Consider the following 24464-nt stretch of genomic DNA (forward strand, 5'->3'; position numbering starts at 1 on the left):
GCTCACAGTGGCGGGCGTCGGTTAAGAAAGCCTAACGCGCCGTTAGCCATCCAGCGTCAGTTTTCCGGCGCAGGCTCCGGCTCGGCGGCGGCGAGGGCTGTGCCCGGCGCGGTCACCACAATGCCCTCCGGCGCGGCGGCCAGCTGGGCCAGGTTCCCGCTGGCGCGCAGCACGTCGAAGGCCCGCTCCAGCTGATAGTCCTTGTCCTCGGGCCAGTCCTCGCCCGGGGCTTCGTGCGGGGTGTGCGGTCCCTTGCGCTCGGCCCCGATCGAGGCGTCCAGCGCCGTGGCGTAGGCGGCCTCGGAATAGATGAAGTTCGACCGCGACACGATCCGCGCCTCGGCCAGCGATCGGGACACTTCCAGATCGGGCTCAATGCCGATCTTCTGGATCGAGGCGCCCGACGGCGTGAAATAGCGCGCCGTGGTGATCGACAGCGCCCCGTCGGCGCCGTTGCGCAGAGGGATGACGGTCTGGACCGAACCCTTGCCGAAGCTGGTCAGGCCGACGATCGTCGCCCGCTGGTGATCCTTCAGCGCGCCGGCCACGATTTCCGAGGCCGAGGCCGAGCCGTAGTTGATCAGCACCACCAGCGGCAGGCCGCCGGCCAGGTCGCCGGGCCGGGCGCCGTAGCGCTGGATCTGGTCGGCCTTGCGCCCGCGCTGGCTGACGATCTCGCCGCGTTCGAGGAAGGCGTCCGACACGGCGATGGCCGCATCCAGAAGACCGCCGCCATTGTTGCGCAGATCCAGCACATAGCCCTTGACGCCGGGGTGCTCAGCCTTGAGCCGCGCGATGGTCTCGCCCAGTTCACGGCCCGTGTTTTCATTGAAGGTCGAGACGCGCAGATAGGCGAAGTCGCCCTCGATGCGGCCGGTGACGGATTCGATCTTGATGACCTCGCGCGTCAGGGTGACCTCGCGCGGTTCCTCGCCGTCGCGAAGGAAGGTGACCCGGACCGAGGTGCCGACGGCCCCGCGCAGCTTTTCGGAGACCTGGTTGACGGTGAGGCCCGCGGCGCTCTGGCCCTCGATGGAGGAGATAACATCCCCGGCGTTGACGCCGGCGCGGGCGGCGGGTCCGCCGTCCATCGGCGAGATCACCTTCACCAGCCCGCCCTCTGCCTGGATGGTCAGCCCTACGCCCGAATAGGCTCCCGAAGTCCGCTCCTGAAGGTCGTCAAAACCGGCCGGCGGCAGATAGTTGGAGTGGGGGTCCAGCGCCCCCATCATGCCCTGCAGCGCCGCCTCGATCAGCTTCTTGTCGTCGACCGGCACGACATAGGCCTGCTCGACGATGCCCAGCACGTCCCCGAACAGGGCCAGCATCCGGAACGCCTCGTTACGCGGCGTCTGGCCCGTGGCGGACGCGGCGCCGAGCCCCACCAGGGTCACGGCGGCGGCGCCAACCAGCAACAATTTACGCATCGGGTCTCTTTCAGCGAACGGGGAGGCGGATCTTGGTCAGGGCAGTTACGGACCGACCGGCGACGAAATCGTGGCCGATCAGCGATTCCCGGATAAAATCAGCGTCATCGGCGGATGGGAAGCGGTTTCGCCGGGAAGGAAGGTCCTGGGGAATCGGGACCCCCTGGCCCCCATCCCCTAGAACCTAACCCCTACCTGAGCCACGGCGCCGGATCGATCGGGCGTTCATCGCGGCGCAGCTCGAACGCCGGCTCGCCGTCCGCGCCGGTCCGGCCCAGGGTCTGGCCGTCCGCAACCCGGTCGCCCGCCTCGACCGAGAGCTCGTCCAGTCCGGAGATCACCGCCCGCCAGCCGGGGCCGAGGTCGAGGATGACCAGCTGCCCCCAGCCGCTCAACGGCCCGGCGAAGGCCACTCGCCCGGCGGCCGGGGCGCGGACCTCCGCCCGGTCGGCGCGCCAGCTCCAGCCGCTTGATCCCTGACCGAAGCGGCGCGACGGCGCGCCCTGGACCGGCGCGGTCAGCCGGCTACGCCCCGCAGGCAGGCGCGCCGCGGCCGGCTCGGTCTCGGTCCCGGCGGGCGGAACTTCCGCGCCCAGCGATCTCAGCCGCGCCTCCAGCACCCGGGTGGCCCGTTCGGCGCCCTCGGCCTCGGCCCTCAGCACCGCCTGAAGCGCGGTCTTGCGGGCCGTCAGGGCTTCGATCTCGGCCCGCCGGTCGCCCCGTTCGCTCTCGGTAGTGAACAGCTGTTCGCTGTTCAGCGCGCTGAGCCGGCGCACGCGCACGACCTCGGCCTGACGGTCGGCCAGTCCCTGGGCCCGGGCCTGCAATTCGGGAGCCATGGCCCGCATCAGTATGGCGGCCCGCACCGTGTCCACCGCCTTGTCGGCGGGGACCAGCAGCGGCGGCGGCGGCCGGCGGCTCATCATCTGCAGGGCGGACAGCAGCCGCCCCTGCCGGCCTCGCGCCCGCGACAACTGCGCCACCAGCGCCGCCTCACGCGCGCTCAGCTCGCGTAACCGCGCCCGCTGGCCGGCGATCACGGCGTCATCCTGTCCGACCGCGGCGCGCAGGTCGGTCAGCTGCCGTTCCAGTCCGGCGATCTCGCGGGCGGCTCCGGCGGCTTCTTCCCGCAGGCGACGGGCGCGGGCGCGCTCGTCACGGAACTCGGCCTGCAGCCGTTTGACCTCACCGGCGGGGGGCGACTGGCGCGCGATCGCCGCCACGGGCAGGGCGATCAGGCTCAGACACAGGATCAGGAGCGGGGCGCGCATCAATCGCGATGATAAGGTGATCCGGCCAGAATGGTCACGGCGCGATACAGCTGCTCCGCCAGCATCGCCCGCGCCAGCGCATGCGGCCAGGTCTGGGGCCCGAAGGCGAGGGTCGAGTCCGCCGTCGCGCGCACGCTCTCGTCCAGCCCGTCGGCCCCGCCGATGGCGAACACCAATCGCCGTTCGCCGCGGTCACGCAGCATGGCGATGTGTTCGGCGAGGGCCCGGCTGGAGAAGGTCTTGCCGCGCTCGTCGCAGGCGATCAGGTGCGCGCCCTCGGCGGCCTTCAGGATGAGCTCGGCCTCGGACGTCTTGCCGGCCTTGCGCGGCTCCAGATCGACCAGCTCAAGCGGGCCGAGGCCCAGCGCCCGCCCGGCCAGCGTCGCGCGCTCGGCATAGTCAGCCGCCAGCACGGCCTCGGGTCCCCGCCCCGGCTTGCCGATGGCGATGACGGCCAGCTTCATGGGTTCAGGACTTGGGGTTCAGGAAATCAGGCGCGGGCGTCGACGCGGTGGCCGCTCTCGACCGACCAGATCTTCTCGATGTTGTAGAAGGCGCGCACTTCCGGGCGGAACAGGTGGACGATGACGTCCCCCGCATCCAGCAGCACCCAGTCGCAGTGCGGCAGGCCCGAAACCTTGACCTTGCCGAGACCGCTTTCCTTCAGCGTGCGCTGCAGGTGATCGGCCAGGGCGCCGACGTGACGGTGCGACCGCCCGGAGGCGATGATCATGGTGTCGGCCATCGGGCTTTTGCCCCTCAGGTCGATGAGGACGATGTCCTGGGCCTTGTCGTCGTCGAGACGCGACAAAATGGCCGTTTCCAGAGCGGTGGAGCCGACGGGAAGGGGAGCCTGCGGACCGTCTTCGGAGCGGATGGGTTCGAATTCGTCCATCTCGTGCGCCGTGTTGGAGACGGCGTCGTCTTGCGCATCGTGCGCGGGCGAGGGGGTCAGCGGAGGGCTCCGGGGAGATTACTAAAGCGGCAGTCTATCACAAATGCGCGGCGGCGTCACGCACGGCCCGCAGCGCCGTTGAGGAGCGGGGGTTAAGCGGCGCCGTCAGATACGTCCACGCCGGGGCCTCGAGGTCGGCCAGCAGTCGCGCTCGGGCCGTCGGAACCCGCGCCGCGGCGAAACGGGCGGCGGCCGGCGCGGTGCGGCTGTGGTGCAGCGATCCCGGCCGGGCGATCACCGCCATGGGCATCATCCGCATGATGTCGGTCCAGCCGCGCCATTTGTGAAAACTGGCCAGATTGTCCGATCCCATCAACCAGACGAAGCGTACGCCGGGGTGGCGCGCGGTCAAGGCGCGCAGGGTGTCGACGGTCCATTGGGTGCCGGCGCGGGTCTCGAAGTCCGACACCACCATGGACCGCCCCGCCGCCGCCATCGCCGCCGCGGCTCGCGCTGACGCCATCCGTTCGGCCAGCGGCGCACTGTCGCGGGCGTCCTTCAACGGATTCTGCGGCGACACCAGCCAGACGACGCGATCCAGCCCCAGCCGTCGCATCGCCGTCTCGGCCACATGGGCGTGACCGTCGTGGGCAGGGTTGAAGGACCCCCCGAACAGCCCGACCGCCATGCCAGGCCGCACGTCCAGCCCGTCGCGCAGGGCGCCGGGTCGAGGCCCCTGGGCTTTCGGCGCGGGACCGGCGTGGAAGAAGGGCAAAACGGTCTCGCGGGGGCTTATGCTCAGCAAGGAGCTAACACGCCGCGCGCGGCGCGGCTACGGTGCCCAGCCGCCCGGTGTTTCCATGACCGTCTCGTCTTCCTCGGCCGGGGCGATCTCGCCGCGGTCCTTGCGCACCTCGGTCCAGGCCGCGCGCAGCAGTTCGGTCACGCCCTCGCCCGAGACGCCCGACACCAGCATGGGCCGGCGGCCGGCGGCGGCCTGCAGTTCGGCGGCTTTCTCCTCGCGCGCCTCGGGGGTCAGGGCGTCGATCTTGTTCAGCGCCAGCACCTCGGCCTTGTCGGCCAGCCCGGCGCCATAGGCCTCCAGCTCGTGGCGGATGGTGTGGTAGGCGCCGGCGACATCGTCCTGGGTCCCGTCGATCAGATGGATCAGACAGCCCGACCGCTCGACGTGGCCAAGGAAGCGGGTGCCGAGGCCGGCCCCTTCCGAGGCGCCCTCGATCAGGCCGGGGATGTCAGCGATCACGAACCGCTCGGTCTCCGACAGATCGACCACGCCCAGATTGGGCACCAGGGTGGTGAACGGATAGTCGGCGATCTTGGGCCGCGCGGCCGACGCCGCCGCGAGGAAGGTCGACTTGCCGGCGTTGGGGAGGCCAGCCAGGCCGACGTCAGCGATCAGTTTCAGCCGCAGCCAGATCCAGCGCTCCTGGCCCTCCTGGCCCGGGTTGGCGTAGGCGGGCGCCTGGTTCGACGGCCCCTTGAAATGGACATTGCCCCAGCCACCATTGCCGCCCTTGAGCAGCATCTCGGTCTTGCCGACATGGTCCATGTCCAGCAGCACCGTCTCCTTGTCGTCGTCCAGCACCTGGGTGCCGACCGGGACCTTCAGGATGATGTCCTCGCCCTTGGCGCCGTGCATTTGCCGGCCCATGCCGTGGATGCCGGTCTGGGCCTTGAAATGCTGCTGGTAACGGAAGTCGATCAGGGTGTTGAGGCCGTCGGCCGCCGTGATCCAGACGTTGCCGCCATGGCCGCCGTCGCCGCCGTCCGGTCCGCCGTTCGGGATAAACTTTTCGCGCCGGAACGACACGCAGCCCGCCCCGCCGTTGCCGGAGCGAATGTAGATCTTGGCCTGGTCGAGAAACTTCATTGCGGCATTTCTAAGAGGGGCGCTATCGCTCGCGACGCGGTCGCTCGCTGCTTGAGCGCGGCTTATGGCGCAAGAGAGCGGCGATTTACAGACAGTGGCTAATGGAATGCCGGAACCAGCCAGCCGACCCGCATCCGTGCTTCCGCCTCGGCGGTATCCGCGGAGTCGTAGAGGCCGAGGTCGAGCGCGCCGCTCCAGCCGCCTTCACCATGCCATTCGCGACGATAGGTATAGGCGCCATCCGCCCGACGCACGATCATCACCCGCTCGTCGCCGGTCTCGTTGGTGAGGGTCCTGAGAATGGTCTCTGCCATGAGATCGACCGTGGCCGGATGAGCCGCCTGTGAAAAGGGCGAGGGCCCGACCCTCGCCCTTCCAGTCTTTGGCTTTAACCCTTGGCCCACACTCCGAACGGATCGCTCCACGGCAGGCCTAGCGCTTCGGCCACCGCCGGATAGGTGATCTCGCCCTTCAGCACGTTCAGGCCGCGCGCCAGGTGCGGGTTCTGCTTCAGCGCCTCCAGACCCTTGTCCGCCAGCGCCAGGCCGAAGGGGAGGGTCGCGTTGTTGAGGGCTTCCGAGGAGGTGCGCGGCGCGGCGCCCGGCATGTTGGCCACGCAATAGTGGACCACGCCGTCGATGACATAGGTGGGGTCTTCGTGGGTGGTGGCGTGGCTGGTCTCGAAACAGCCGCCCTGGTCGATGGCGACGTCGACCAGCACCGAGCCGGGCTTCATCTGCTTCAGGTGCTCGCGCTTGATCAGCTTGGGGGCCTCGGCCCCCGGGACCAGCACGGCGCCGATGATGACGTCGGCCTTGACCATTTCCTCCTCGACCGCGCCGATCGAGGAATAGCGGGTGATGACGCGGCCGTTGGTGACTTCGTCGATATAGGCCATGCGCGGGATGGAGCGTTCCAGCACCACCACCTCGGCGCCCAGGCCCATGGCCATGCGCGCTGCGTTCAGGCCGACGACGCCGCCGCCCAGCACCAGCACGCGCGCCGGGGCCACGCCCGGCACGCCGCAGAACAGCAGGCCCATGCCGCCGTTGTGCTTCAGCAGGGTCTCGGCGGCCGAGAAGACGGCGATGCGGCCGGCGACTTCCGACATCGGCGCCAGCAGCGGCAGGCCCTTGCGGTCGTCGGTGACGGTCTCATAGGCGATGGCGGCGCATTTCGAGGCGATCAGGCCCCTGGTCTGTTCGGGATCGGGCGCCAGGTGCAGATAGGTGAACAGGATCTGGTCCTCGCGGAGCATTTCCCACTCGACCTTCTGCGGCTCCTTCACCTTCACGATCATGTCGTTGTCGGCGAAGATGGTTTTCGCGTCGGCGACGATCTTGGCCCCCGCCTTCTTGTAGTCGGCGTCGGTGAAGCCCGCGCCGAGCCCGGCGCCGGTCTCGATGGAGACCATATGGCCGTGGGCCACATATTCGCGCACCGCCGTCGGCGTCAGGCCGATGCGGTGTTCGTTCTTCTTGATTTCCCTGGGGACGCCGACGCGCATGACCGTTTCCTTCTGATCAGGACGGGCCGATCTGCGCGGCTCCGTTTCGGGCGGCAATCTAGCGGCGGTTTCACCGCAGGTTCCTGTTCTTTTCATCGGATGATCGAGGTAAAGTCGCAGAACCTGCGAAGGAGTCCGTCTTTGAAGACCGTTTCTGCTGTCGCCCTCGATGACACCGACCGCAAGATGATCCGCGCGCTGCAGGGCGACGGCCGGATGACCAATGCCGACCTCGCCCGGACGGTGAACCTGTCCGAGAGCGCCTGCCTGCGCCGCCTGCGCGCGCTGGAGGCCGCGGAGGTGATCAGCCGCTACGCCGCCATCATCAACGAACGCGCCGTCGGCCTGCCCATCAGCGTCTTCGTGACCGTCACCCTGTCGTCCCAGGCCGAGGCCTCGCTGACCGCTTTCGAGACCGCCATCGCCACCGTGCCCGAGGTGGTGGAATGCTATCTGATGACCGGCGGCTCGGACTATCTGCTGCGGCTGGTGGTGCGTGACGTCGATGATCTGGAGCGGGTCCATTCCCGCGAACTGACCCGCATCCCCGGCGTCACCCGGGTCTCGTCCAGCGTGGCCATGCGCACCGTGGTCAAGCGTGGAGCCCTGCCGGTTTGACACAACCATTCGTTGCGTGGATATTGATCTGATGGGCTTCTCCGAAAAACCCGCCGTCTGGACCGATCGCGAGCCCACGCTCGATGAGGAGATCAGTGCGCTTGGCGATGAGGACATCTTCGACATGGCCAATCTGGTTGAGGATCAGACGGGCATCGCCGGAATCGTCTTCATCTCGACGGTCATGGGGGCTCACGGACCTCGGGTGAAATATTTTTTGAAGACCGGGGCCGGGCAACCGAGCTTCTCGGTCGCGGTCGCGTCGGAGCCGCGGGTTGTCGCCAGCAGCCTGCCGGACCGGGACCTCGCACGCATGGCGCCGCCCGTACTCGAATGGGTTCGTCTGAATCATGAGGCCTTGGCGCGGTACTGGTGGGAAGGAAAATTCTGGACCGATCATGAGGCCACCGCTTTCAAGGCAGGCTTGAAGAAGGTCTGACCTCAGCCTCGCTGACCGCGCACCATGCTGACCACAGCGACCACCAGCCAGGTCGCGCCGATGATCAGGAGCAGGTCGGCGACCGGCCGGGCCAGGCCGTACAGCTGGTAGTCCTGCCACCGACCGACGGCGAACTCCGCCAGCCAACCGGCCGCCATGCCGACGGTCAGCAGCGAGAGTGGCCAGACGAGCGGCTTGAACCGGGTCCGCTTCATCGCAGTTCCCGGCTCCCCGCTAAATCGCGTCCAGGTCCCGGCCCTTCGTCTCCGGCAACCAGATCAGCGCCACGACGGCGGCGATCGCCGTGAAGACCACCGAATACCAGAGGCCGAAATAGATGTTCCCGGACCAGGCCACGAGGGCGAAGCTGGCGGCGGGCAACAAGCCGCCGACCCAGCCGGTGCCGATATTGTAGGGCAGGCTCATCGCCGTATAGCGCACCCGGGTCGGGAACAGCTCGACCAGCGCCGCCGCCTGAGGGCCGTACAGGGCGGTGGCCGCGACCATGAAGATCATCAATATGCCGAATACCAGGGGCATGTTGATCCGCGCCGGGTCGGCCTTCGCGGGATAGCCCGCTTCGACCAGCGCCGCCTTGATCCGGGTCTCGACTCCGGTGCGCGCGGCCTTCAGGGCGACGACGTCCATGCCGGCCCCCTCGACCGATGCGAGCTCGATTCCGCCGACCCGGACCATGGCGACCGAGCCCGGCTCGGCCTCGGCGTTGCCGTAGGACACGCCGGCGTTGGACAGCACGCTCTTGGCGATGTCGCAGGAACTGGAGAAGGCGGCCTTGCCGATCGGATCGAACTGCAGGGCGCAGGTGGCGGGGTCGGCGACCACCGTCACGGGGGCGGAAACCTGCGCCTCCGCCAGCGCCGGATTGGCGGCCTTTGTCAGGGCGTGGAAGCCGGGGAAGAAGGCGACCAGGGCCAGGATCATGCCGAACAGCATCACCGGCTTGCGCCCCACCCGGTCCGACAGCCAGCCGAAGAAAACGTACAGGGCCGCCGAGGCCACCGTCACCATCAGCACCATCTGGTCGACGGTGTTGACGTCGATCTTCAGCACCCGCTCCATGAAGAAACGGGTGTAGAAATAGCCGCAGTACCAGACCGCCCCCTGGGCGATCATGATGCCGAACAGGGCGATCAGCACGAACCGGCCGTTGCCCCACTGGAAGAAGGCCTCCTTGTACGGCGCGCGCCGCTCGCCGCCCTCGGCCTCCATGCGCTGATAGGCCGGGCTCTCGTTCAGCTTCAGACGGATCCACAGCGAAACCCCCAGCAGCAGGGCCGACAACAGGAAGGGGATGCGCCAGCCCCATTCGTCGAAGGCCTCGACGCCGACGATCTGGCGGGTGATCAGGATCACCGACAGGGCGCCGATCAGGCCGAAGGCGGCGGTGGTCTGAATCCATCCGGTCAGCAGGCCGCGCTTCTTCGGCGGCGAATGTTCGGCGACATAGATGGCGGCGCCGCCGTATTCCCCGCCGAGGGCGAAGCCCTGCAGCACCCGCATGATCAGCAGCAGAATGGGCGCGGCGAGGCCGATCTGGCCGTAGTCGGGCAACAGGCCGATCGCCACGGTCGCCACGCCCATCAGGGTGATGGTGACGAGGAAGGTGGTCTTGCGGCCCGTCCGGTCGCCGAACCAGCCGAACACCAGCGCCCCCAACGGCCGGACGATGAAGCCGAGACCGAATGTCAGCAGGGCCAGGATGTAGGCGACCGTCTCGCCGGCGTCGGCGAAGAAATGCCGCGCGATGACGGTGGCCAGGGAGCCGAAGACGAAGAAATCATACCATTCGAACGCGGTGCCCGCGGCTGACGCCACCACCACCGTTCTCAGGCTCGGGTCCGCCCTGGTCTCAACCGCATCCGTCATCGATCGCCTCCCCGCGTCGTCATGGCGTCTCTGCGGACGCCCGCGCCGCGATGCTAGACGGCGTCGCCGGTCCCGCAAATAGGTGAACCGCGGCGGGGCGGGGGCGGGCTTGGCGCCGACCGCCCGTGAGCAAGAGGGGGCTCCGGAACTACGAAGGCCCGCCAGCGGGGGGATGCCGGCGGGCCTTCTTCAACCGAACCGCGGGTCGGGGGGAATCGCGGTCGGGATCTGCGACGCCGGCGATTGGCCGACGATTGAGTTAGCAGGTCTTGCCGTCAGCGCATCGGGCGACTGCGGTCCCGGCGGCCGAGACATCCTCGCCTGCTCCCGCGACGGTATTGCAAGCGGCGGTGGTCAAAGCAGCGGCGGCGGCGAAAAGAACGAACAGCTTGCGCATGGGGTGTACTCCTTGAAGCCGGGCAGGTGGCGTCTGCCCTATCAACGTCGTGGCCCGGCCCGGGTTCCCAGGTCGGATGGGTCCGTAGGCACGACCGCCTCGGGCGTGGCGAAGGTCATGCGGGCGATCATGCCGCCGCCCTCGGCCGGGACCATTTCGACCGATCCCCGAAGTTGTTTGGCGAAGGCGCCCATCAGGGTGCGCCCCACGCCCGCGCGGAAGGTCTTGCTGACACCCGGCCCGTCGTCCTGGACCTCCAGCACGCTGGTGTCGCCGTGCACGAAGAACCGGACCTTCAGGTCGCCGCCGCGTCCGACGAAGGCGTGTTTCTGGGCGTTGGTCACGGCCTCCACCAGCCACAGCGCGAGTGGCGCCAGCTTGTCAGGGTCGACCACCAGCGAGTCAGCCTCGACCGAGGAGGTGACCAGGTGGCCGCGTCCCGTCTCGCTGGCGACCAGTTGTCCGACCAGTTCGGTCAGGAAGACGCGGGCGTCGGCATAGCGCAGGTCGTCGCTCTGGTAGAGGGTGCGGTAGATCAGGGCGAGGGCCGAGATGCGCTGGCGGGTGTCGCCGACCGCCGCCTTGGACGCCGGATCCGTCAGGGCCCGCTGCTGCATCGACAGCAGCGACGAAATGATCTGCAGGTTGTTCTTCACCCGGTGATGGATCTCGCGCATCAGCGCGTCCTTTTCCTCCAGCGAGGCTTTCAGGGCGGAGTCGCGGGTGACGATGGACTCGGCCAATTCGTCGAGCGTTCGCGCCAGAATCCGGATTTCGACCGGGGCGTTCATGGCCTGGACCGGACGCACCGAGAACCGGCCCTTCGCATAGATGGAAGCCACCCGCTCCAGATAGTTCAGCCAGCGCACCACGACCCGCTCGCTGACCCACATCACCGCTGTGAACGCCAGAAGCCAGGCCAGAAGCGGCATCAACAGGGCGCCGACCGGGTTCAGCCGCGCCCACGATAGCAGCCCCGGCGCGGGGGCCGAGAGCAGGGCGTAGACGTCGCGCCCGGCCAGGGCGGCCCCCGCGTAGACCCGATGGCGGCCGTCGGCGTCGTCAGCCTCGAAGATCCCCGAGGCGCCCGTGCGCGCGCGCTGGACCCAGCCGGTCAGCGACTCGCCGCGTGTCAGGGTGAAGGCGTCGATGTCGGTCGCGGTCAGCAGCCGCCCGTCCGCATCGGTCAGGGCTGCCTGCGAGCCCTCGGGCAGGGATGGGTCGTCCATGTCAGGCTGGAGGCTGGACAGGGGAAGCAAGGCGACCATGGCGCCGTCGAACCGGCCCATCGGGCGTTCCAGCCGGATGGCGACGATCAGCCCAGACGGCTGGCCGGCGACGGCCGGCGCGCGCGCCAGAACGGTGCCCTCGCCCGCGCGAAGACGTTCGAACCAGGGGCTGGACCGGCCCTGGGTCAGCCAGGTCGGGGGCGTCGCGACGAGGCTGTCGGAGGCGCAGGCCGTAGCGCCGGTCGCCGTCAACCGCACAAGCCCGTCCAGCCCTTCGAGACGGGAGACCAGATCGCTCAGCCGCGGTTGGCAAAACATCTCAAGGGCTTCGGGCCTCAAGGCCAGAAGCAATATGCCGGTGCTGTCCAGCCGCGCCTTCGCGTTGGCGGCGCTCCGTTCGGCGGCCAATTGCAGATCGGAGCGGCGTTCGGCGTCCTGGGCCCGGAACGCCGACTGGGCCTGAAATCCGCCGAGTATCAGGAGGGGCAGGAGGGCGATGGCCAGCCAGAGACCCAGCCGGAAGCGAATGCCCTGGAATTTCGCAGGGCCCAGGCCCCGTCCTACTCCCCTGGCGATCGCACGGCCGAATCGGACCACAGCGTCAGCCTTGCCTGACGCTGCTCAGACGGTCCGCGGCCGCGAGTATGGAGCGCATGGCGTCGCCGGCGGCGCGGCCGTCGCGGGCGTAGCCGCCCTTTTCAAGCGTGGCCTGCAGGGCCTTGCGGGCCCGTGAGACCCGGCTCTTCACCGTGCCCACCGCGCACTGGCAGATTTCAGCGGCCTCTTCGTAGGCGAAGCCACCGGCGCCCACCAGGATTAGCGCCTCGCGCTGCTCTTCCGGCAGGGTGGCCAGAGCCAGGCGCAGTTCGTCCAGCGCCACGGGCGATTCCGGATCGTCCACCGCTACCAGCGTGCGCTCGGCAGCCTCCTGGTCCAGTTGCGTCTGGCGCCACGAACGGCGCTTTTCGGAATAGAATTGGTTGCGCAGGATCATGAAGGTCCAGGCCTTCATGTTCGTGCCCATCTGATAGCTGGCGCGGGCATCCCACGCCTTCATCATGGCGTCCTGGGCGAGATCGTCGGCCGCGGTCGGATCGCCGGTCAGGGTGCGGGCGAAGGCCCGCAGATGAGGGATCAGGACAACCAGTTCCCGTTTGAAGCCTTCGTCGTCGGCCGAGGGCGGCTTGGGCGGCGGACTGGAGGCGCCGCTCATTCGCCGCTCGCTCCCGACGAGCGCTCATCGGCCCGGCGCAGAATGTCAAGAAACTCGTCGGGAACCGGCTCGTTCACGACCTCATCGAACATATGCCGAAGCTTCACCCCGATCGCCTGTTGGCGCAGTCGCGCTTCCTCCAGACTTGCGCCGCTCTTGGGAGGCTTGCCGGGGGGATTGGAATTGTCTGTCATTGAAAAAACGGCCGCCACCCTGACGATAGTTGTTGCGAGTGCAGAAACGCCACCCCGCAGGCCCGGTTCCTGTGGAAGGGCCGATTAATGCTCAAGCTTGTGCACCGAAGCGGAACCGTGGCCTATTTGATACGTTGAGGGGTGCTGCGGTCCATGTTGGAACTGCTTCTGTCGGGGATTTTTTATACATGAGTCTGCTGGCCCGCCTTGCGCCGCATCTGCCGTACGTCCGTCGTTATGCGCGCGCGCTGACCGGAGACCAAACCACGGGCGACAACTACGTCCGCGTCGCGCTGGAGGCCCTCGCCGCCGGTGAACGCCAGCTGCCTGCTGAAATGACGCCCCGCGTGGCGCTCTATCACGTCTTTCATGCCATCTGGACCACCACCGGGGCGCAACTTGAGGACAAGAGCGGCATCGAGGGACGCGACGACGACGCCTCGCGCCGGCTGATGCGGATCGCTCCCCGCTCGCGCCAGGCCTTTCTGCTGACCGCGCTCGAAGGTTTCACCCCTTCCGAAGCCGCCCAGATCCTCGACGCCGACGCCCATGACGTCGAACGCCTGATCTCGGAAGCCCAGACCGATATCGACGCCGAGCTGGCCACGGATGTGCTGATCATCGAGGACGAGGCCATCATCTCGGCGGACATCGAAAGCCTGGTCAAGGAGCTGGGACACCGCGTCACCGGCACCGCCACCACCCATGACGAGGCCGTCGATGCTGTCGCCCGTCATCGCCCGGGTCTGGTCCTGGCCGACATCCAGCTGGCCGACGGCTCGTCGGGCATCGACGCGGTCAAGGACATCCTCAAGCGGATCGACGTGCCGGTCATCTTCATCACCGCCTTCCCCGAGCGGCTGCTGACCGGCGAACGGCCCGAGCCGACCTTCCTGATCACCAAGCCGTTCCAGCCGGAAACGGTGAAGGCGGCGATCAGCCAGGCATTGTTCTTCCATCCGTCGCGTCAGAAGGCGGCGGCGTAAACAACTCCCCGGACAAAGGAAAAGCCCCGGTCGCAGGACCGGGGCTTTTTCGTCTCCGGCCTACTGCGGCGCAGGCGTGGGCGCCGGCGCAGCTCCTGTGTCGTCGAAGGCCTGTACATCGACGGCCTGGGCGCCCGTGTTGGCGTTGGTCGCGGCGAAGCCGCCCTGGCTGACGAACCACATGCCCAGCAGCAGCACGGCGACGGCCGACAGCGACACCAGCAGCAGCAAGAGGATGCGCCGACCCTTGCCGCCTCCGCGAACATACCGGGCCTCGACAGGCCGGCCCTCGTGCACAGCGTCGGCGGCCTTGTCGTGCGGCGATTGATGAGTCATGGCGCAGCTCCGTGAGCAAGTTTCCGACCTCCTGAACGCGGGCCGAAGCGCCGCTGTTCCGGGGTCGCCCGACGCGCGAAAAAATATTCAGGGAGCCCGGAACCCGATGCGGGAGTCGCCGTTATTCTCTTGCGGAGGCGGCGACGCCCCCCGACTTGAGGCTGACGCAAGCCAGCCTGTCGCCTCCGCGCCTCATTCTCGATGATGCCACTTCCAGGCGGACCCTTTCGGGTCCGCCTTTTTCTTTACTCCGGCTGGACAGCGGGCCGCGCCTTGCAGACTATGCGGGTTCACAAAGAAAACCCGACAAAGATCCGGAGATGGCCATGGCTCGCGTGAATCGTCAGTGGGTGCTGCGCCAGCGGCCCAGGGGCTTGATCCAGCCGGGCAACCTGGAGCTGGTCGAGGCCCCGGTTCCCGCCCTGAACGAATCCCAGGTGCTGGTTCGCACCGTCTATCTGTCGCTGGACCCCACCAACCGTACCTGGATGAACGACGCCGAGGGCTATCTGCCGCCCGTGCCCATCGGCGGCGTGATGCGCGGCCTTACATTGGGCGTGGTCGAGGAAAGCCGGTCCAGCCGGTTCCGGGCCGGCGATGTGGTCACCCCCATGTCCGGCGGCTGGGCGGACTACGCCGTCGTCAATGAGATGGAGCTGCGACAGGTCCACCGCGCCCCCGGCATGCCGCTGACCGCCAACCTCAGCGTGCTCGGCATGACCGGGATGACCGCCTATTTCGGCGTCACCGACGTGCTCAAGGCCAAGGCCGGCGAGACCCTGGTGATCTCCGCCGCCGCAGGGGCCGTGGGGTCGATCGCAGGCCAGGTCGCCAGGACGCGGGGCTGCCGCGTCATCGGCATCGCGGGCGGCGCCGACAAATGCCGCTGGCTGACCGGGGAACTCGGCTTCGACGCCGCCGTCGACTACAAGAACGAGGACGTCGGCGAGGCGCTGGACCGGCTGGCGCCCGACGGGATCGATCTCAATTTCGAGAACGTGGGCGGCGACATCATGATCGCCGTCTTCAATCGGTTGAAGACGCACGGCCGCATGGCGGTCTGCGGCCTGATCTCGGCCTACAACGCGACGAAGATGCCGCCGTCGCCGAACTTCAGCCGGATCATCACCCACCGCCTCAACATCCAGGGCTTCCTGGTGCTCGACTACGCCCACCGGGCCCGCGAAATGGTCGCCGAGATGGGGCCGTGGCTGCAGAGCGGCGAGGTCAAGTGGAAGGTCCACGTCGACGACGGGCTGGAAGGCGCGCTGGATTCGCTGAACCGCTTGTTCACGGGCGACCACGACGGCAAGCTGCTGGTCCGGGTGTCGGAAGAGCCCGCGGGCTGATAGGACCGAACGGATGACCGAACCGCTGCACGTCCACTTTGAAGATCTGGGCGTGGGCGAGGTCGTGCCCCTCGGCGCCTGCATGGTCGACGCCGGCTCGCTGGATGTCTTCGTCGAGCGGTTTCTGCCGGGCTGGGACGCGTCCTATGGCGCGCCGGACGCCATGGTCTATGCCCTGTGGAGCAGGCTGTTCGCCGACAAGGCCTCGGGCTGGGCCCAGTCCAAGGTGCTGGCGGTCGACGGTCTGCGCTATATGCGCAACCCGCCAGCCGGCGAGCTGATGCGCGGTCGGATGACCGTTATGGGCAAGGACCCCGTCGGCGACGAGAAAGGCATCGTCATCGCCCAGCACGACCTGCTCGACGAGGCCGGCCGTCTGGTCTTCTCTTGTCTGACGCGGTCGCTGCTCGCCCGCCGCTGACGCGGCGGGAGGCAGTAGAGGACGGCGCTCGGGGGGTCTCACCTGCGAGACCGCCCTACTGCCTACTGCCTACTGCCTGTTGCCTGATCTTAGGCGTTACCCGCCGCCGGTTGCGCAGAGGCAGCGCGCTGGAAGGCCATGGCGATCAGACGATCCCAGCCCAGAAGCGACACCAGATGGGCGTAGATCTGGCCCAGGGCGCCGTTGTCGCGCAGTTCGGCCAGCTTCTCGGCCGGCAGGGCCTTCAACTTGTCTTCCGAGACGGCGAAATATTCCGCGATCTTCTGCGGCGCGGCCGAGGTGCCGTCCGGATTGCGCGGCGTGAACACTGCCTCGCGCGTGTCGAACAGGTCCAGATCGGTCAGCAGTTTGACAAAGGCGTCGGTGCGCTGACGCTCCAGCTCGAAATTGTTGCAGAACTCCATCGCCTGTTCGACGTAGGGCGACGGCTTGCCGTCGATGAACAGCGGGGTCGCGCCGCCGTCCTTGATGAACGGCGCCTCGCGGTCGACGCACAGGATCAGACGCTTCTGGACTTCGTCATTGGCGAAGACGAACGGATAGCGGCGCACATAGGCCGGGATATAGGCCTCGGGGCGGAACTCGCCGGCGTCGCTGACGAACAGGTTTTCACCGCCGCGCAGGGCCATGACGGCGACCGGCATCCTGGCGTCGCCGACGAAGATCACCGGATAGGACAGGGCGGCCGGGGCGAACTCGGTCACCGTCAGCGGCACGAGATTGGTCTTGGTCACGAAACCGTAGGGCTTTTCAACGGGATCGACGCCCAGAGCGCCGTGGGCCTCGACCGACAGGGGCTCGGGCTTGCCGTAGAACAGGACGTTGCCGGACAGGGCGGCATTGGCGGTGGCGGTGGTGTCGGTCATGGACGCGAAACGGGCTCTGCTGAGGAAGGAAGGCGCGTGTCTAGCGCAGACACGTCAGGGCGGCAAACCGGCTCGCCCTCGTGGGGTTCAGAACCGGTAGGTCGCCCCAACCCGCAGACTCCGTCCGGGCTGTGGCGCGATGTCCTTCTGGAAGCTGGCGTGTTCGCGCGCCTCCTCGTCGGTCAGGTTGGCGGCCTCGGCGAAGAGGATGACATTGCTATCGGCGAACGGACGCACGGCGCCCTTCAGATTGACGAGGGTGTAGCTGTCGGTCGGCCGTTCGAACGCGGCGGTGCGGTCCTGCTCGCCGACATGACGCACCTCAAGCCCGACGTCGAACAGGCGCGACGTCCAGTCCAGACCCCCCGTAACCGACCACGGCGGAATCCGCGCCACCGGCCCGAGGTCGGTCGAGGCGCGCACCTGATCGGCCGCGCCGGCCAGGCTCAGGCTCCGCTCGCCGGATTCCCAGAGCCGGTAGCTGGCTTCGGCCTCGAATCCGCGGAAGGTCGCATCGGTCTGGACATAGGCGAAGATCGGCAGTCCGGAATCGGCGTCTTCCAGCCCGGTCGGTCTCAGGTCGATGAAGCCGTCATAGTCCGCGTGATAGGCATGCAGATCGAACTCGAACGGCCCCGAGGCGAAATGCGCCGTCGCCTCGATCGAGGTCGCGACCTCACTGTCCAGATCGATATCGCCGACCTCGAAGGCGCCGGTGGCGACGTGCGCGCCCTCGGCGAACAGTTCGACTTCGCTGGGCGCGCGCTCGTTGCGCGCCACGCTCAGACCCAGGAACAGCGCCGCCGACGGCCGGAAGAAGGCCCCTGCCGAGGCCGAAACATTGGTGAAGTCGCGATCGCCCGCGAGGCTCTCCAGCGAACGGCCATCCAGCCGCAGACCGCCCTCGAAGCCGAGACCGCCACGGTCGAACCGCTGGACCGTGTACAGCCCCTGTTCGGCGATTTCGGTGCGCGGCACATAGGCCTCGTCGCCGACCGCGTCGAAGGTGCGGTCCAGCAGCTGCAGACCGAACACGCCCTGCCAGCCGTTCCGTTCGCGCTGGATCAGTTCGAACCGGCCCTCCTGGCCTTCCGAGAAGAACCTGGTGCCGACTTCGGCTCCTTCGAATTCGGTATGCGAATAGTCCGCCCAGCCCCCGGAAAGCCGGGCGGCGCTGATCGGCCCGGTATCGAAGGCCCATTCGCCGCGTACATCGACCCGCGTCTGCCCAAGGCCGATGGAGACGCCTTCCTCTTCGGCGTCGGGGTCCAGCGGATCCGGCTCATGGGCGTGTCCGGGTACGCCATAGGTGGTCTCGATCCGCTTGACCGAGGCTCCGAAGTAGCCCCGCGATCCGATCCAGCTGACGCCCGCGCCATACTGGTCCAGTTCGACGAAGGTGTTTCCGACCGTGCGCTCGTCGCCGGCCGCTTCTCCCTCCTCGTCCAGCAGGCGCTGCGATTCGGGGAAGACCGGAACGTCATAGTCCGAGGCGGACCGGGTGAAGGCGTCCGCCGTGAACACCAGCGGCCCTGCATTGGCCTTCAGCCGGCCGCCGAAGCTGGTTCCGTCGTCGACGGTTGAGGCCTGGGCACTGACGTGGCCGTCCAGCCCGCCCTCCGCCGGTTCGGTCGGAATCCGGTCGTCGATGATGTTGACCACGCCGCCTATGGCCGAGCCGCCAAAGGTCAGCGTCGAGGGACCGCGCACGATCTCGATGCGGCGCGCCTCCGCCGGGTCCACCGCCACCTGGTGGTCGGGCGAGACCGAGCTGGCGTCGATCATGCCCAGGCCGTTGGTCAGCACCTGCACCCGCGGTCCGGACAGGCCGCGGATCACCGGACGGCTGGCCCCGGGGGCGAAATTGGTGCTGCGCACGCCGGGCAGGCCGTTGACGAGATCGCCGAGGCTCGAGGCGGGCGCGACCGCCAGATCCTCTTCATCCAGCACCTCGACCGCCAGCAGGCTGGCCCGATCGGTGACCCCGAACGGCGTGCCGGTGACGATGACCTCGTCCAGTTCGGCCGACCGTGGCGCGCTCTGGGCGGCGGCGGCCCCCGCGAGGGCGGCCCAGCTTGCCGCGGTCAGAAGAGCGGCGCGGGACACAACGAAGAGACTCATGGGGACATCCGGACAAGAACGAAGAGATGGTGTTATGAGATAACATCACAATCCGTCAAGCGCCCGATGTTGCGGGACCGCGTCCGAGGGCCTAGCTCAGGGTCATGAGCGAAACCTGCGGCCACCATCATGCCGACGGTCCCCCGGGGGCTGCCGATGTCGCGCAGGCGATGCTGGCCGCCGATCGCCGCCTGACCGCCGAGGGCGAGCGGATGACGCCGCCACGCCTGCGCGTGCTGGAACTGCTGCTGGCCGCGGGCGAGCCGGTGAAGGCCTATGATCTGATCGCCCGTTTCGGCGAGGACGGCCAACCGGCCAAGCCGCCGACCGTCTATCGGGCCCTGGAGTTCCTCGAGCGGAAGGGTCTGGCCCACCGGATCGCCTCGATCAGCGCCTATGTCGCCTGTACCTCCGGTTCGATCGACCATGCCGCCGCCTTCCTGATCTGCGACTGCTGCGGCGCGACGGCCGAGGTCTCCGCGCCCGTGGCCGGCGATCTGGGCCGCGCCGCCGAGGCCGCCGGCTATGTCATCGCCCGCACCACCATCGAGGCCCACGGCCGCTGCCAGGCCTGTCGCACGGCCTGAGCCTTACGCAGGGTGAACTGGCGCGCGGACCCGCTGTCCCCTATCTCCGTCCCATGGATGCGATCCGGCTCTCCCCGCCCCGTCGCCTGAGCCTGCCGGTGTCGAACCGCTGGGGCGCGGGCCGGATGAGCGTGCTGGATTTCGGCGATCCGAACCGGCCCGTCGATATCGTCTTCGTCCACGCCAACGGCTTCAACGCCCTGACCTACCGCACCCTGCTGGCGCCCCTGTCAGGCAGCCTGCGCATCTGGGCGCCGGACCTCCGCGGCCATGGGGGCACGACCCTGCCGGCCGAGGGCGGCGGACGTCGGGACTGGCACGACCACCGCGACGACCTTGTCGCCCTGCTGGACGCGCTCGACGGACCGCCCGTCGTGCTGGCCGGCCATTCCATGGGCGGCACCTCGGCCCTTCTCGCAGCGGCTGAACGCCCCGGCCGCGTGGGCGGTCTGGTCCTGCTTGACCCGGTGATCTGGAGCCGCTGGGCCGTCGCGGCCTTCCAGCTGCCGCTGCTCGATCGGATCGCCTCGCGCATCCCCTTGGTCAGGAACGCCCTGCGCCGCCGCGCGGTCTTCGAAAGCCGGGAACAGGCCATGGCCGCCTATCTGGGCCGCGGCGCCTTTCGCGGCTGGCCCGAGATGATGCTGGCCGACTATATCGCCGATGGCCTGATCGAGACGCCGGAGGGCTTTACCCTGGCCTGCGAGCCGGCCTGGGAGGCCTCGAACTACGCCGCCCAGAGCCACGACCCCTGGCGCGCCCTGAAACGCCTCGACTGTCCGGTGACGGTGCTCAAGGCCGAAGGAGCCTCGCCCTGCCATCTGTCGGGATCGTCATCCTCGGGCTTGGCCCGAGGACCGCGCGGTCTGCCGCACGTCACGGTCGGGACCGTGCCGAACGGCACGCATTTCTTCCCCATGCTCCAGGCCGACATCGCCCGCGACGCCCTGTTCGACGCCGCCGTCTAGAGATGCTGGCGCAGGGGCGGGCCAGCGGCTAAACCGCTGCCCATCCGTACAGACTGTTTCGTTTTCCAGGACCGTTTCCGATCATGCGCGACATCAACCACTTCATCGACGGCGCCAGCTTCACGGGCGCCTCGGGCCGGTTCTCGGACGTCTTCAATCCCAACACCGGCGAGGTTCAGGCGCGGGTGCAGCTGGCCTCGGTCGCCGAGATGGACCGCGCGGTCCAGGCCGCCCAGAACGCCTTCGACGGCTGGTCCTCGACCAACCCCCAGCGCCGCGCGCGGGTGATGTTCGAGTTCAAACGCCTCGTCGAGGCCCATATGGACGAGCTGGCCGGCATGCTGTCGGCCGAGCATGGCAAGGTCATCGCCGACTCGAAAGGCGACATCCAGCGCGGTCTGGAAGTGATCGAGTTCGCCTGCGGCATCCCGCACGCCCTGAAGGGCGAATACACCTGGGGCGCGGGTCCCGGCATCGACGTCTATTCGATGCGCCAGCCGCTGGGCGTGGTCGCGGGCATCACCCCGTTCAACTTTCCGGCCATGATCCCGATGTGGATGTTCGGCGTCGCCATCGCCGTCGGCAACACCTTCATCCTCAAGCCCTCGGAGCGCGACCCGTCGGTGCCGGTGCGTCTGGCCGAACTGATGATGGAGGCGGGCGCTCCCGCCGGCGTGCTCAACGTCGTGCACGGCGACAAGGTCGCGGTCGACGCCATCCTGACCCATCCCCTGATCCACGCCGTCAGCTTCGTCGGCTCGTCCGACATCGCCAACTATGTCTACCAGACCGGCGCGACCCACGGAAAACGCGTCCAGGCCATGGGCGGCGCCAAGAACCACGGCATCGTCCTGCCCGACGCCGACATGGATCAGGTGATCAAGGACCTTTCCGGCGCCGCCTACGGCTCGGCCGGCGAACGCTGCATGGCCCTGCCGGTGGTCGTGCCGGTGGGCAAGAAGACCGCCGACGAACTGCGCGAGCGGATGGTCGCTGAAATCCCGACCATGCGGGTCGGCGTCTCGACCGACGCCGGCGCCCACTACGGCCCGGTCGTCACCGCCCAGCACAAGGCCCGCGTCGAGGGCTGGATCGAGAAGGGCGTGCAGGAGGGGGCCGAACTGGTCGTCGATGGTCGCGGCTTCAGCCTGCAAGGGCACGAGAAAGGCTATTTCATCGGCCCGTCGCTGTTCGACCACGTCACGCCCGAGATGGAATCCTACAAGGAAGAGATTTTCGGCCCCGTGCTGCAGATCGTCCGCGCCGCCAGCTTCGAGGAAGCGCTGCACCTGCCGTCGAGGCACCAGTACGGCAACGGCGTCGCCATCTTCACCCAGAACGGCCGCGCGGCCCGCGACTTCGCCGCGCGCGTCAACGTCGGCATGGTCGGGATCAACGTCCCGATCCCGGTGCCGGTCGCCTATCACACCTTCGGCGGCTGGAAGCGCTCGGCCTTCGGCGACACCAACCAGCACGGCATGGAGGGTGTGAAATTCTGGACCAAGGTCAAGACCGTCACCGCCCGCTGGCCCGACAGCCAGCTCGAACATGCGGACTCCAGCTTCGTCATCCCGACGATGGGGTGACGGGTTCGCCTCACAGGCGTGCGCGACAACCCAATTCGGTGCTAGGCGTTACCCTCTGCGAACCGTGAAGCTGGAGCGTCCCCCCGCATGCGTCGCTTTTTCATCTGGTCGGCCCTCGCGGCCGTCATCGGCCTGATCCTCGCCGGCGTCGCCTACTGGGCGTACTGGACCTACTATGCGCGGTTCCAGCCCGTGACGGTGACCCGCAACCAGGCCGAAATCCAGCGCCTGCTGGACGAGGCGTCATGGGTCTCGGCGGGCGGCGGCGGCGAGCCGCTCTACATCATCGGATATCGCGACTCCGCGGCCATGGCCCGGTACGAGCGCGAGGAAATTCCCAAGCTGCGCGCCGCGGGCGTCGAGGCCCGCATCATCCTGTTCGCCCGTCCGGACCGTGAGGGTCTGGCCCAGTCCACCGCCGCCGAGCGCGCCACCATCGCTGAACTGTGGCTGACCCGCGACTGGACCCTGTACCAGCGCTGGACCGCCACCCCGGTGCGCAACTGGACCGCCGCGGGCATCCCGGCCGCCGACGGCAATCTGGCGCGTGGGGCCGTGGTCGAGGCCGGGCGCTCGTTCGTCGCCCGCCTGACGACCGATCTCAAGGAGGCCGGTCTGCAATCGCGCTATCCGCTGGTCATCTGGCGCGACCGCGAGGGCTTCATGAAGGCCTGCGCCTGTTCCGACAGTCGCTCGTGGGTCTTCATCCGTGACGATCTGGACGCTCCCGACCGCCTCGACCCGCCGGTCGTCGCGCCGGGCGCTCCCGAGGGTCCGCAGGCCTTTCCCGGCGACGGCGGTCCCGAAAGCCTGCCCTATCCGACCCTGCCCCCGATCGCGCCGGCGCCCGGCGCCGCGCCGGGCGCGGCGCCAGCGCCCGCGACGCCGCCCGCCCCACGCAAGGCGCCGGAGCCCAAACAGGCGGAAGACTCGACCTTCTTCTGAGGGTTTTCCTCCATCCGCTCATCCCGGCGAATGCCGGGACCCAGATGGAACGACCCGCGTCCGTGGTCAGACTGCGCCCGCTGGTCCAATCGATGAGCAAGTGATCTGGGCCCGGCATTCGCCGGGGTGAGCGGAGAAATCAGAGCGCGCGCTTGCAGGCGGCGATCAGCCGTTCGACGTCGTCGGCGTCCTGATACAGGCCAAAGCCGAAGCGGATCACGTCGTCCCGCACATCGGTCACGACGCCCGCGTCCAGCAGCCGCGCCCGCCACGTCCCTGCGTCTTCGTGCCGGAAGGCCAGGAAGCGCGCCCGCCGGGCCTCGCCGGTCAGGGGATTGATCAGATCGGCCGACGCCAGCCGTCCGGCCTCGCCGCCCGCGACCGCCGTCTGGAACCGCGCCATCATGACATGGGCGCGGGCGCTGACGTCCGCCGTAGTCAGCCCCGCTTCATCGAGCATCCGCCGCACGGCGTTGAACCGGTACAGGGCAGAGACGTCGAACGTCGCGCCCCAGAAGCGGCCGCCGTCGCTGCGGTACCCCACCCCGCCCGGCGGCCCCGACAGTTCGCCGAATTCTGCGAACCAGCCCGTGACGACCGGCCGCGGGCAGTAGCCGTCCGGCGCATGCAGGAAGCAGACCCCTTCGCCCGCCATGGCGTATTTGTAGCCGCCGGCCAGATAGAAGATGCGGTCCGCCACGGCCGACAGGTCGGTCGGCATGGCCATGAAGCCGTGATAGCCGTCGATGACCACCCACGGCCCGGCCGGATCGGCCAGTTCCGCGAGATCGGCGATCCGGCTGAAGCTCTGACCGGTGCGGAAGAAGACCTCGCTGACCAGGATCAGATCAAAGCCTCCGCCTCTCGCGGCTCCAACGAACCGCTCGTCAAAGGTCTCGAACGGATGCAGCGGCACGCGGGTGATCACCGCCTCGCCCGCCTCTTCCCAGCGTTGGCCCTGACGCCGGAACGAGTGGAATTCCCCGTCGGTCGACAGGATGCGGACCGGCTTGCGCTCGAGGCCCGAGACGATCCGCAGCAGCAGGTCATGGGTATTGGGCGCGAACACCACCGTGTCGGGCGACGGCAGGTTCAGCTCGCGGGCGATATGCGCCTGCGCCTCCGGCACGACCTCGCCGAAGATCAGGTCCCATTTCCGGTCGGCGAACTGGTTGGCCTCAACCCAGGCCCGCACCTGACCATCGAAACTGGCGTCGGGCCACAGGTGATGGCTGTGCGCCGCGAAATGCAGCCGCTCCGGGTCCAGCGACAGGGCGCGGGAGAACAGGTCCTTGTGAGCCCCGCCCATC

Annotated in this window: 27 protein-coding genes; 9 read left to right on the forward strand and 18 right to left on the reverse strand. The window is 68.4% G+C overall.

The window, feature by feature from the left end; genetic code table 11:
* Positions 1-56 precede the first annotated feature (56 nt).
* The 8 genes from ACTIEW_RS03845 to ald form a co-directional block, all read right to left on the reverse strand.
* Complete coding sequence (locus tag ACTIEW_RS03845; RefSeq protein ID WP_439476587.1) at positions 57-1427, reverse strand: S41 family peptidase; 1371 nt, start codon at positions 1425-1427, stop codon at positions 57-59.
* Positions 1428-1618: 191 nt separating this feature from the next.
* Positions 1619-2698, reverse strand: a complete 1080-nt coding sequence (locus tag ACTIEW_RS03850; protein WP_439476588.1) for a murein hydrolase activator EnvC family protein — start codon at positions 2696-2698, stop codon at positions 1619-1621.
* Positions 2698-3162, reverse strand: coding sequence for a 23S rRNA (pseudouridine(1915)-N(3))-methyltransferase RlmH (gene rlmH / locus ACTIEW_RS03855; RefSeq protein ID WP_439476589.1), 465 nt, complete (start codon positions 3160-3162; stop codon positions 2698-2700). The genes ACTIEW_RS03850 and rlmH overlap by 1 nt, the downstream gene beginning before the upstream one ends.
* Positions 3163-3188: 26 nt before the next feature.
* Positions 3189-3593, reverse strand: a complete 405-nt coding sequence (rsfS, locus tag ACTIEW_RS03860; protein WP_439476590.1) for a ribosome silencing factor — start codon at positions 3591-3593, stop codon at positions 3189-3191.
* A gap of 97 nt (positions 3594-3690) precedes the next feature.
* The gene (locus ACTIEW_RS03865) at positions 3691-4368 is read right to left on the reverse strand and encodes a nicotinate-nucleotide adenylyltransferase (RefSeq protein WP_439476591.1); all 678 of its coding nucleotides are present in this window, start codon (positions 4366-4368) and stop codon (positions 3691-3693) included.
* 57 nt (positions 4369-4425) lie between these two features.
* Positions 4426-5484 (reverse strand): GTPase ObgE, encoded by a 1059-nt coding sequence (obgE, locus tag ACTIEW_RS03870; protein WP_439476592.1) that lies wholly within the window; start codon positions 5482-5484, stop codon positions 4426-4428.
* Between the two features lie 98 nt (positions 5485-5582).
* Entirely contained in the window at positions 5583-5798 is a 216-nt protein-coding gene (locus ACTIEW_RS03875; protein ID WP_439476593.1) for a hypothetical protein, read from the reverse strand.
* A 74-nt stretch (positions 5799-5872) separates the two neighbouring features.
* Positions 5873-6991, reverse strand: coding sequence for an alanine dehydrogenase (gene ald, locus ACTIEW_RS03880; RefSeq protein ID WP_439476594.1), 1119 nt, complete (start codon positions 6989-6991; stop codon positions 5873-5875).
* 99 nt (positions 6992-7090) lie between these two features.
* Here ald and ACTIEW_RS03885 point away from each other — a divergent pair, with 99 nt between their 5' ends.
* Positions 7091-7609, forward strand: coding sequence for an Lrp/AsnC family transcriptional regulator (locus ACTIEW_RS03885; protein ID WP_439476595.1), 519 nt, complete (start codon positions 7091-7093; stop codon positions 7607-7609).
* A 31-nt stretch (positions 7610-7640) separates the two neighbouring features.
* Complete coding sequence (locus ACTIEW_RS03890; RefSeq protein ID WP_439476596.1) at positions 7641-8048, forward strand: hypothetical protein; 408 nt, start codon at positions 7641-7643, stop codon at positions 8046-8048.
* A 2-nt stretch (positions 8049-8050) separates the two neighbouring features.
* Here the strand turns inward: ACTIEW_RS03890 and ACTIEW_RS03895 are convergent, their stop codons facing one another.
* The 6 genes from ACTIEW_RS03895 to nepR form a co-directional block, all read right to left on the reverse strand.
* Positions 8051-8263 carry a hypothetical protein gene (locus ACTIEW_RS03895; RefSeq protein WP_439476597.1) on the reverse strand — a complete coding sequence of 71 codons (213 nt, stop codon included), beginning with the start codon at positions 8261-8263 and terminating at the stop codon, positions 8051-8053.
* Positions 8264-8282: 19 nt separating this feature from the next.
* Complete coding sequence (locus ACTIEW_RS03900; RefSeq protein ID WP_439476598.1) at positions 8283-9935, reverse strand: MFS transporter; 1653 nt, start codon at positions 9933-9935, stop codon at positions 8283-8285.
* Between the two features lie 259 nt (positions 9936-10194).
* Positions 10195-10332: an entericidin A/B family lipoprotein gene (locus ACTIEW_RS03905; RefSeq protein WP_305305035.1), complete on the reverse strand. Its 138-nt coding sequence runs from the start codon at positions 10330-10332 to the stop codon at positions 10195-10197.
* Between the two features lie 41 nt (positions 10333-10373).
* Positions 10374-12158, reverse strand: coding sequence for a sensor histidine kinase PhyK (gene phyK / locus ACTIEW_RS03910; protein ID WP_439476599.1), 1785 nt, complete (start codon positions 12156-12158; stop codon positions 10374-10376).
* 4 nt (positions 12159-12162) lie between these two features.
* Positions 12163-12774, reverse strand: coding sequence for a sigma-70 family RNA polymerase sigma factor (locus tag ACTIEW_RS03915; RefSeq protein WP_439476600.1), 612 nt, complete (start codon positions 12772-12774; stop codon positions 12163-12165).
* Positions 12771-12968 carry an anti-sigma T factor NepR gene (nepR, locus tag ACTIEW_RS03920; RefSeq protein WP_439476601.1) on the reverse strand — a complete coding sequence of 66 codons (198 nt, stop codon included), beginning with the start codon at positions 12966-12968 and terminating at the stop codon, positions 12771-12773. The genes ACTIEW_RS03915 and nepR overlap by 4 nt, the downstream gene beginning before the upstream one ends.
* Positions 12969-13156: 188 nt before the next feature.
* On the opposite strand from nepR, the gene phyR reads away from it, so the two are divergent.
* A complete protein-coding gene (gene phyR / locus ACTIEW_RS03925; protein WP_439476602.1) occupies positions 13157-13954 on the forward strand; it encodes an anti-anti sigma factor/receiver protein PhyR in 798 nt (265 codons plus the stop codon).
* A 60-nt stretch (positions 13955-14014) separates the two neighbouring features.
* Here phyR and ACTIEW_RS03930 read toward each other — a convergent pair whose 3' ends face one another.
* The gene (locus ACTIEW_RS03930; protein ID WP_439476603.1) at positions 14015-14290 is read right to left on the reverse strand and encodes a hypothetical protein; all 276 of its coding nucleotides are present in this window, start codon (positions 14288-14290) and stop codon (positions 14015-14017) included.
* Between the two features lie 326 nt (positions 14291-14616).
* On the opposite strand from ACTIEW_RS03930, the gene ACTIEW_RS03935 reads away from it, so the two are divergent.
* Together ACTIEW_RS03935 and ACTIEW_RS03940 are read left to right on the forward strand one after the other, a co-directional pair.
* Positions 14617-15639: an NADP-dependent oxidoreductase gene (locus ACTIEW_RS03935; RefSeq protein WP_439476604.1), complete on the forward strand. Its 1023-nt coding sequence runs from the start codon at positions 14617-14619 to the stop codon at positions 15637-15639.
* A 13-nt stretch (positions 15640-15652) separates the two neighbouring features.
* Complete coding sequence (locus ACTIEW_RS03940) at positions 15653-16060, forward strand: acyl dehydratase (protein WP_439476605.1); 408 nt, start codon at positions 15653-15655, stop codon at positions 16058-16060.
* Between the two features lie 89 nt (positions 16061-16149).
* On the opposite strand, the gene ACTIEW_RS03945 is transcribed toward ACTIEW_RS03940, so the two are convergent.
* Both ACTIEW_RS03945 and ACTIEW_RS03950 read right to left on the reverse strand, forming a co-directional pair.
* Positions 16150-16947 (reverse strand): SapC family protein, encoded by a 798-nt coding sequence (locus ACTIEW_RS03945; protein ID WP_439476606.1) that lies wholly within the window; start codon positions 16945-16947, stop codon positions 16150-16152.
* Between the two features lie 87 nt (positions 16948-17034).
* The gene (locus tag ACTIEW_RS03950) at positions 17035-19068 is read right to left on the reverse strand and encodes a TonB-dependent receptor domain-containing protein (protein ID WP_439476607.1); all 2034 of its coding nucleotides are present in this window, start codon (positions 19066-19068) and stop codon (positions 17035-17037) included.
* Positions 19069-19172: 104 nt separating this feature from the next.
* On the opposite strand from ACTIEW_RS03950, the gene ACTIEW_RS03955 reads away from it, so the two are divergent.
* The 4 genes from ACTIEW_RS03955 (at position 19173) to ACTIEW_RS03970 (ending at position 23154) form a co-directional block, all read left to right on the forward strand.
* A complete protein-coding gene (locus tag ACTIEW_RS03955) occupies positions 19173-19655 on the forward strand; it encodes a Fur family transcriptional regulator (RefSeq protein ID WP_439476608.1) in 483 nt (160 codons plus the stop codon).
* A 53-nt stretch (positions 19656-19708) separates the two neighbouring features.
* Positions 19709-20623 carry an alpha/beta fold hydrolase gene (locus tag ACTIEW_RS03960; protein ID WP_439476609.1) on the forward strand — a complete coding sequence of 305 codons (915 nt, stop codon included), beginning with the start codon at positions 19709-19711 and terminating at the stop codon, positions 20621-20623.
* An 83-nt stretch (positions 20624-20706) separates the two neighbouring features.
* Positions 20707-22209 carry a CoA-acylating methylmalonate-semialdehyde dehydrogenase gene (locus ACTIEW_RS03965; RefSeq protein WP_439476610.1) on the forward strand — a complete coding sequence of 501 codons (1503 nt, stop codon included), beginning with the start codon at positions 20707-20709 and terminating at the stop codon, positions 22207-22209.
* A gap of 87 nt (positions 22210-22296) precedes the next feature.
* Positions 22297-23154, forward strand: a complete 858-nt coding sequence (locus tag ACTIEW_RS03970) for a hypothetical protein (RefSeq protein WP_439476611.1) — start codon at positions 22297-22299, stop codon at positions 23152-23154.
* Between the two features lie 139 nt (positions 23155-23293).
* Here ACTIEW_RS03970 and ACTIEW_RS03975 read toward each other — a convergent pair whose 3' ends face one another.
* Positions 23294-24463: an aminotransferase class V-fold PLP-dependent enzyme gene (locus ACTIEW_RS03975; RefSeq protein ID WP_439476612.1), complete on the reverse strand. Its 1170-nt coding sequence runs from the start codon at positions 24461-24463 to the stop codon at positions 23294-23296.
* Position 24464 lies beyond the last annotated feature (1 nt).

The sequence above is a fragment of the Brevundimonas sp. genome (assembly GCF_051860745.1).
In the GTDB taxonomy this organism is placed as follows: domain Bacteria; phylum Pseudomonadota; class Alphaproteobacteria; order Caulobacterales; family Caulobacteraceae; genus Brevundimonas.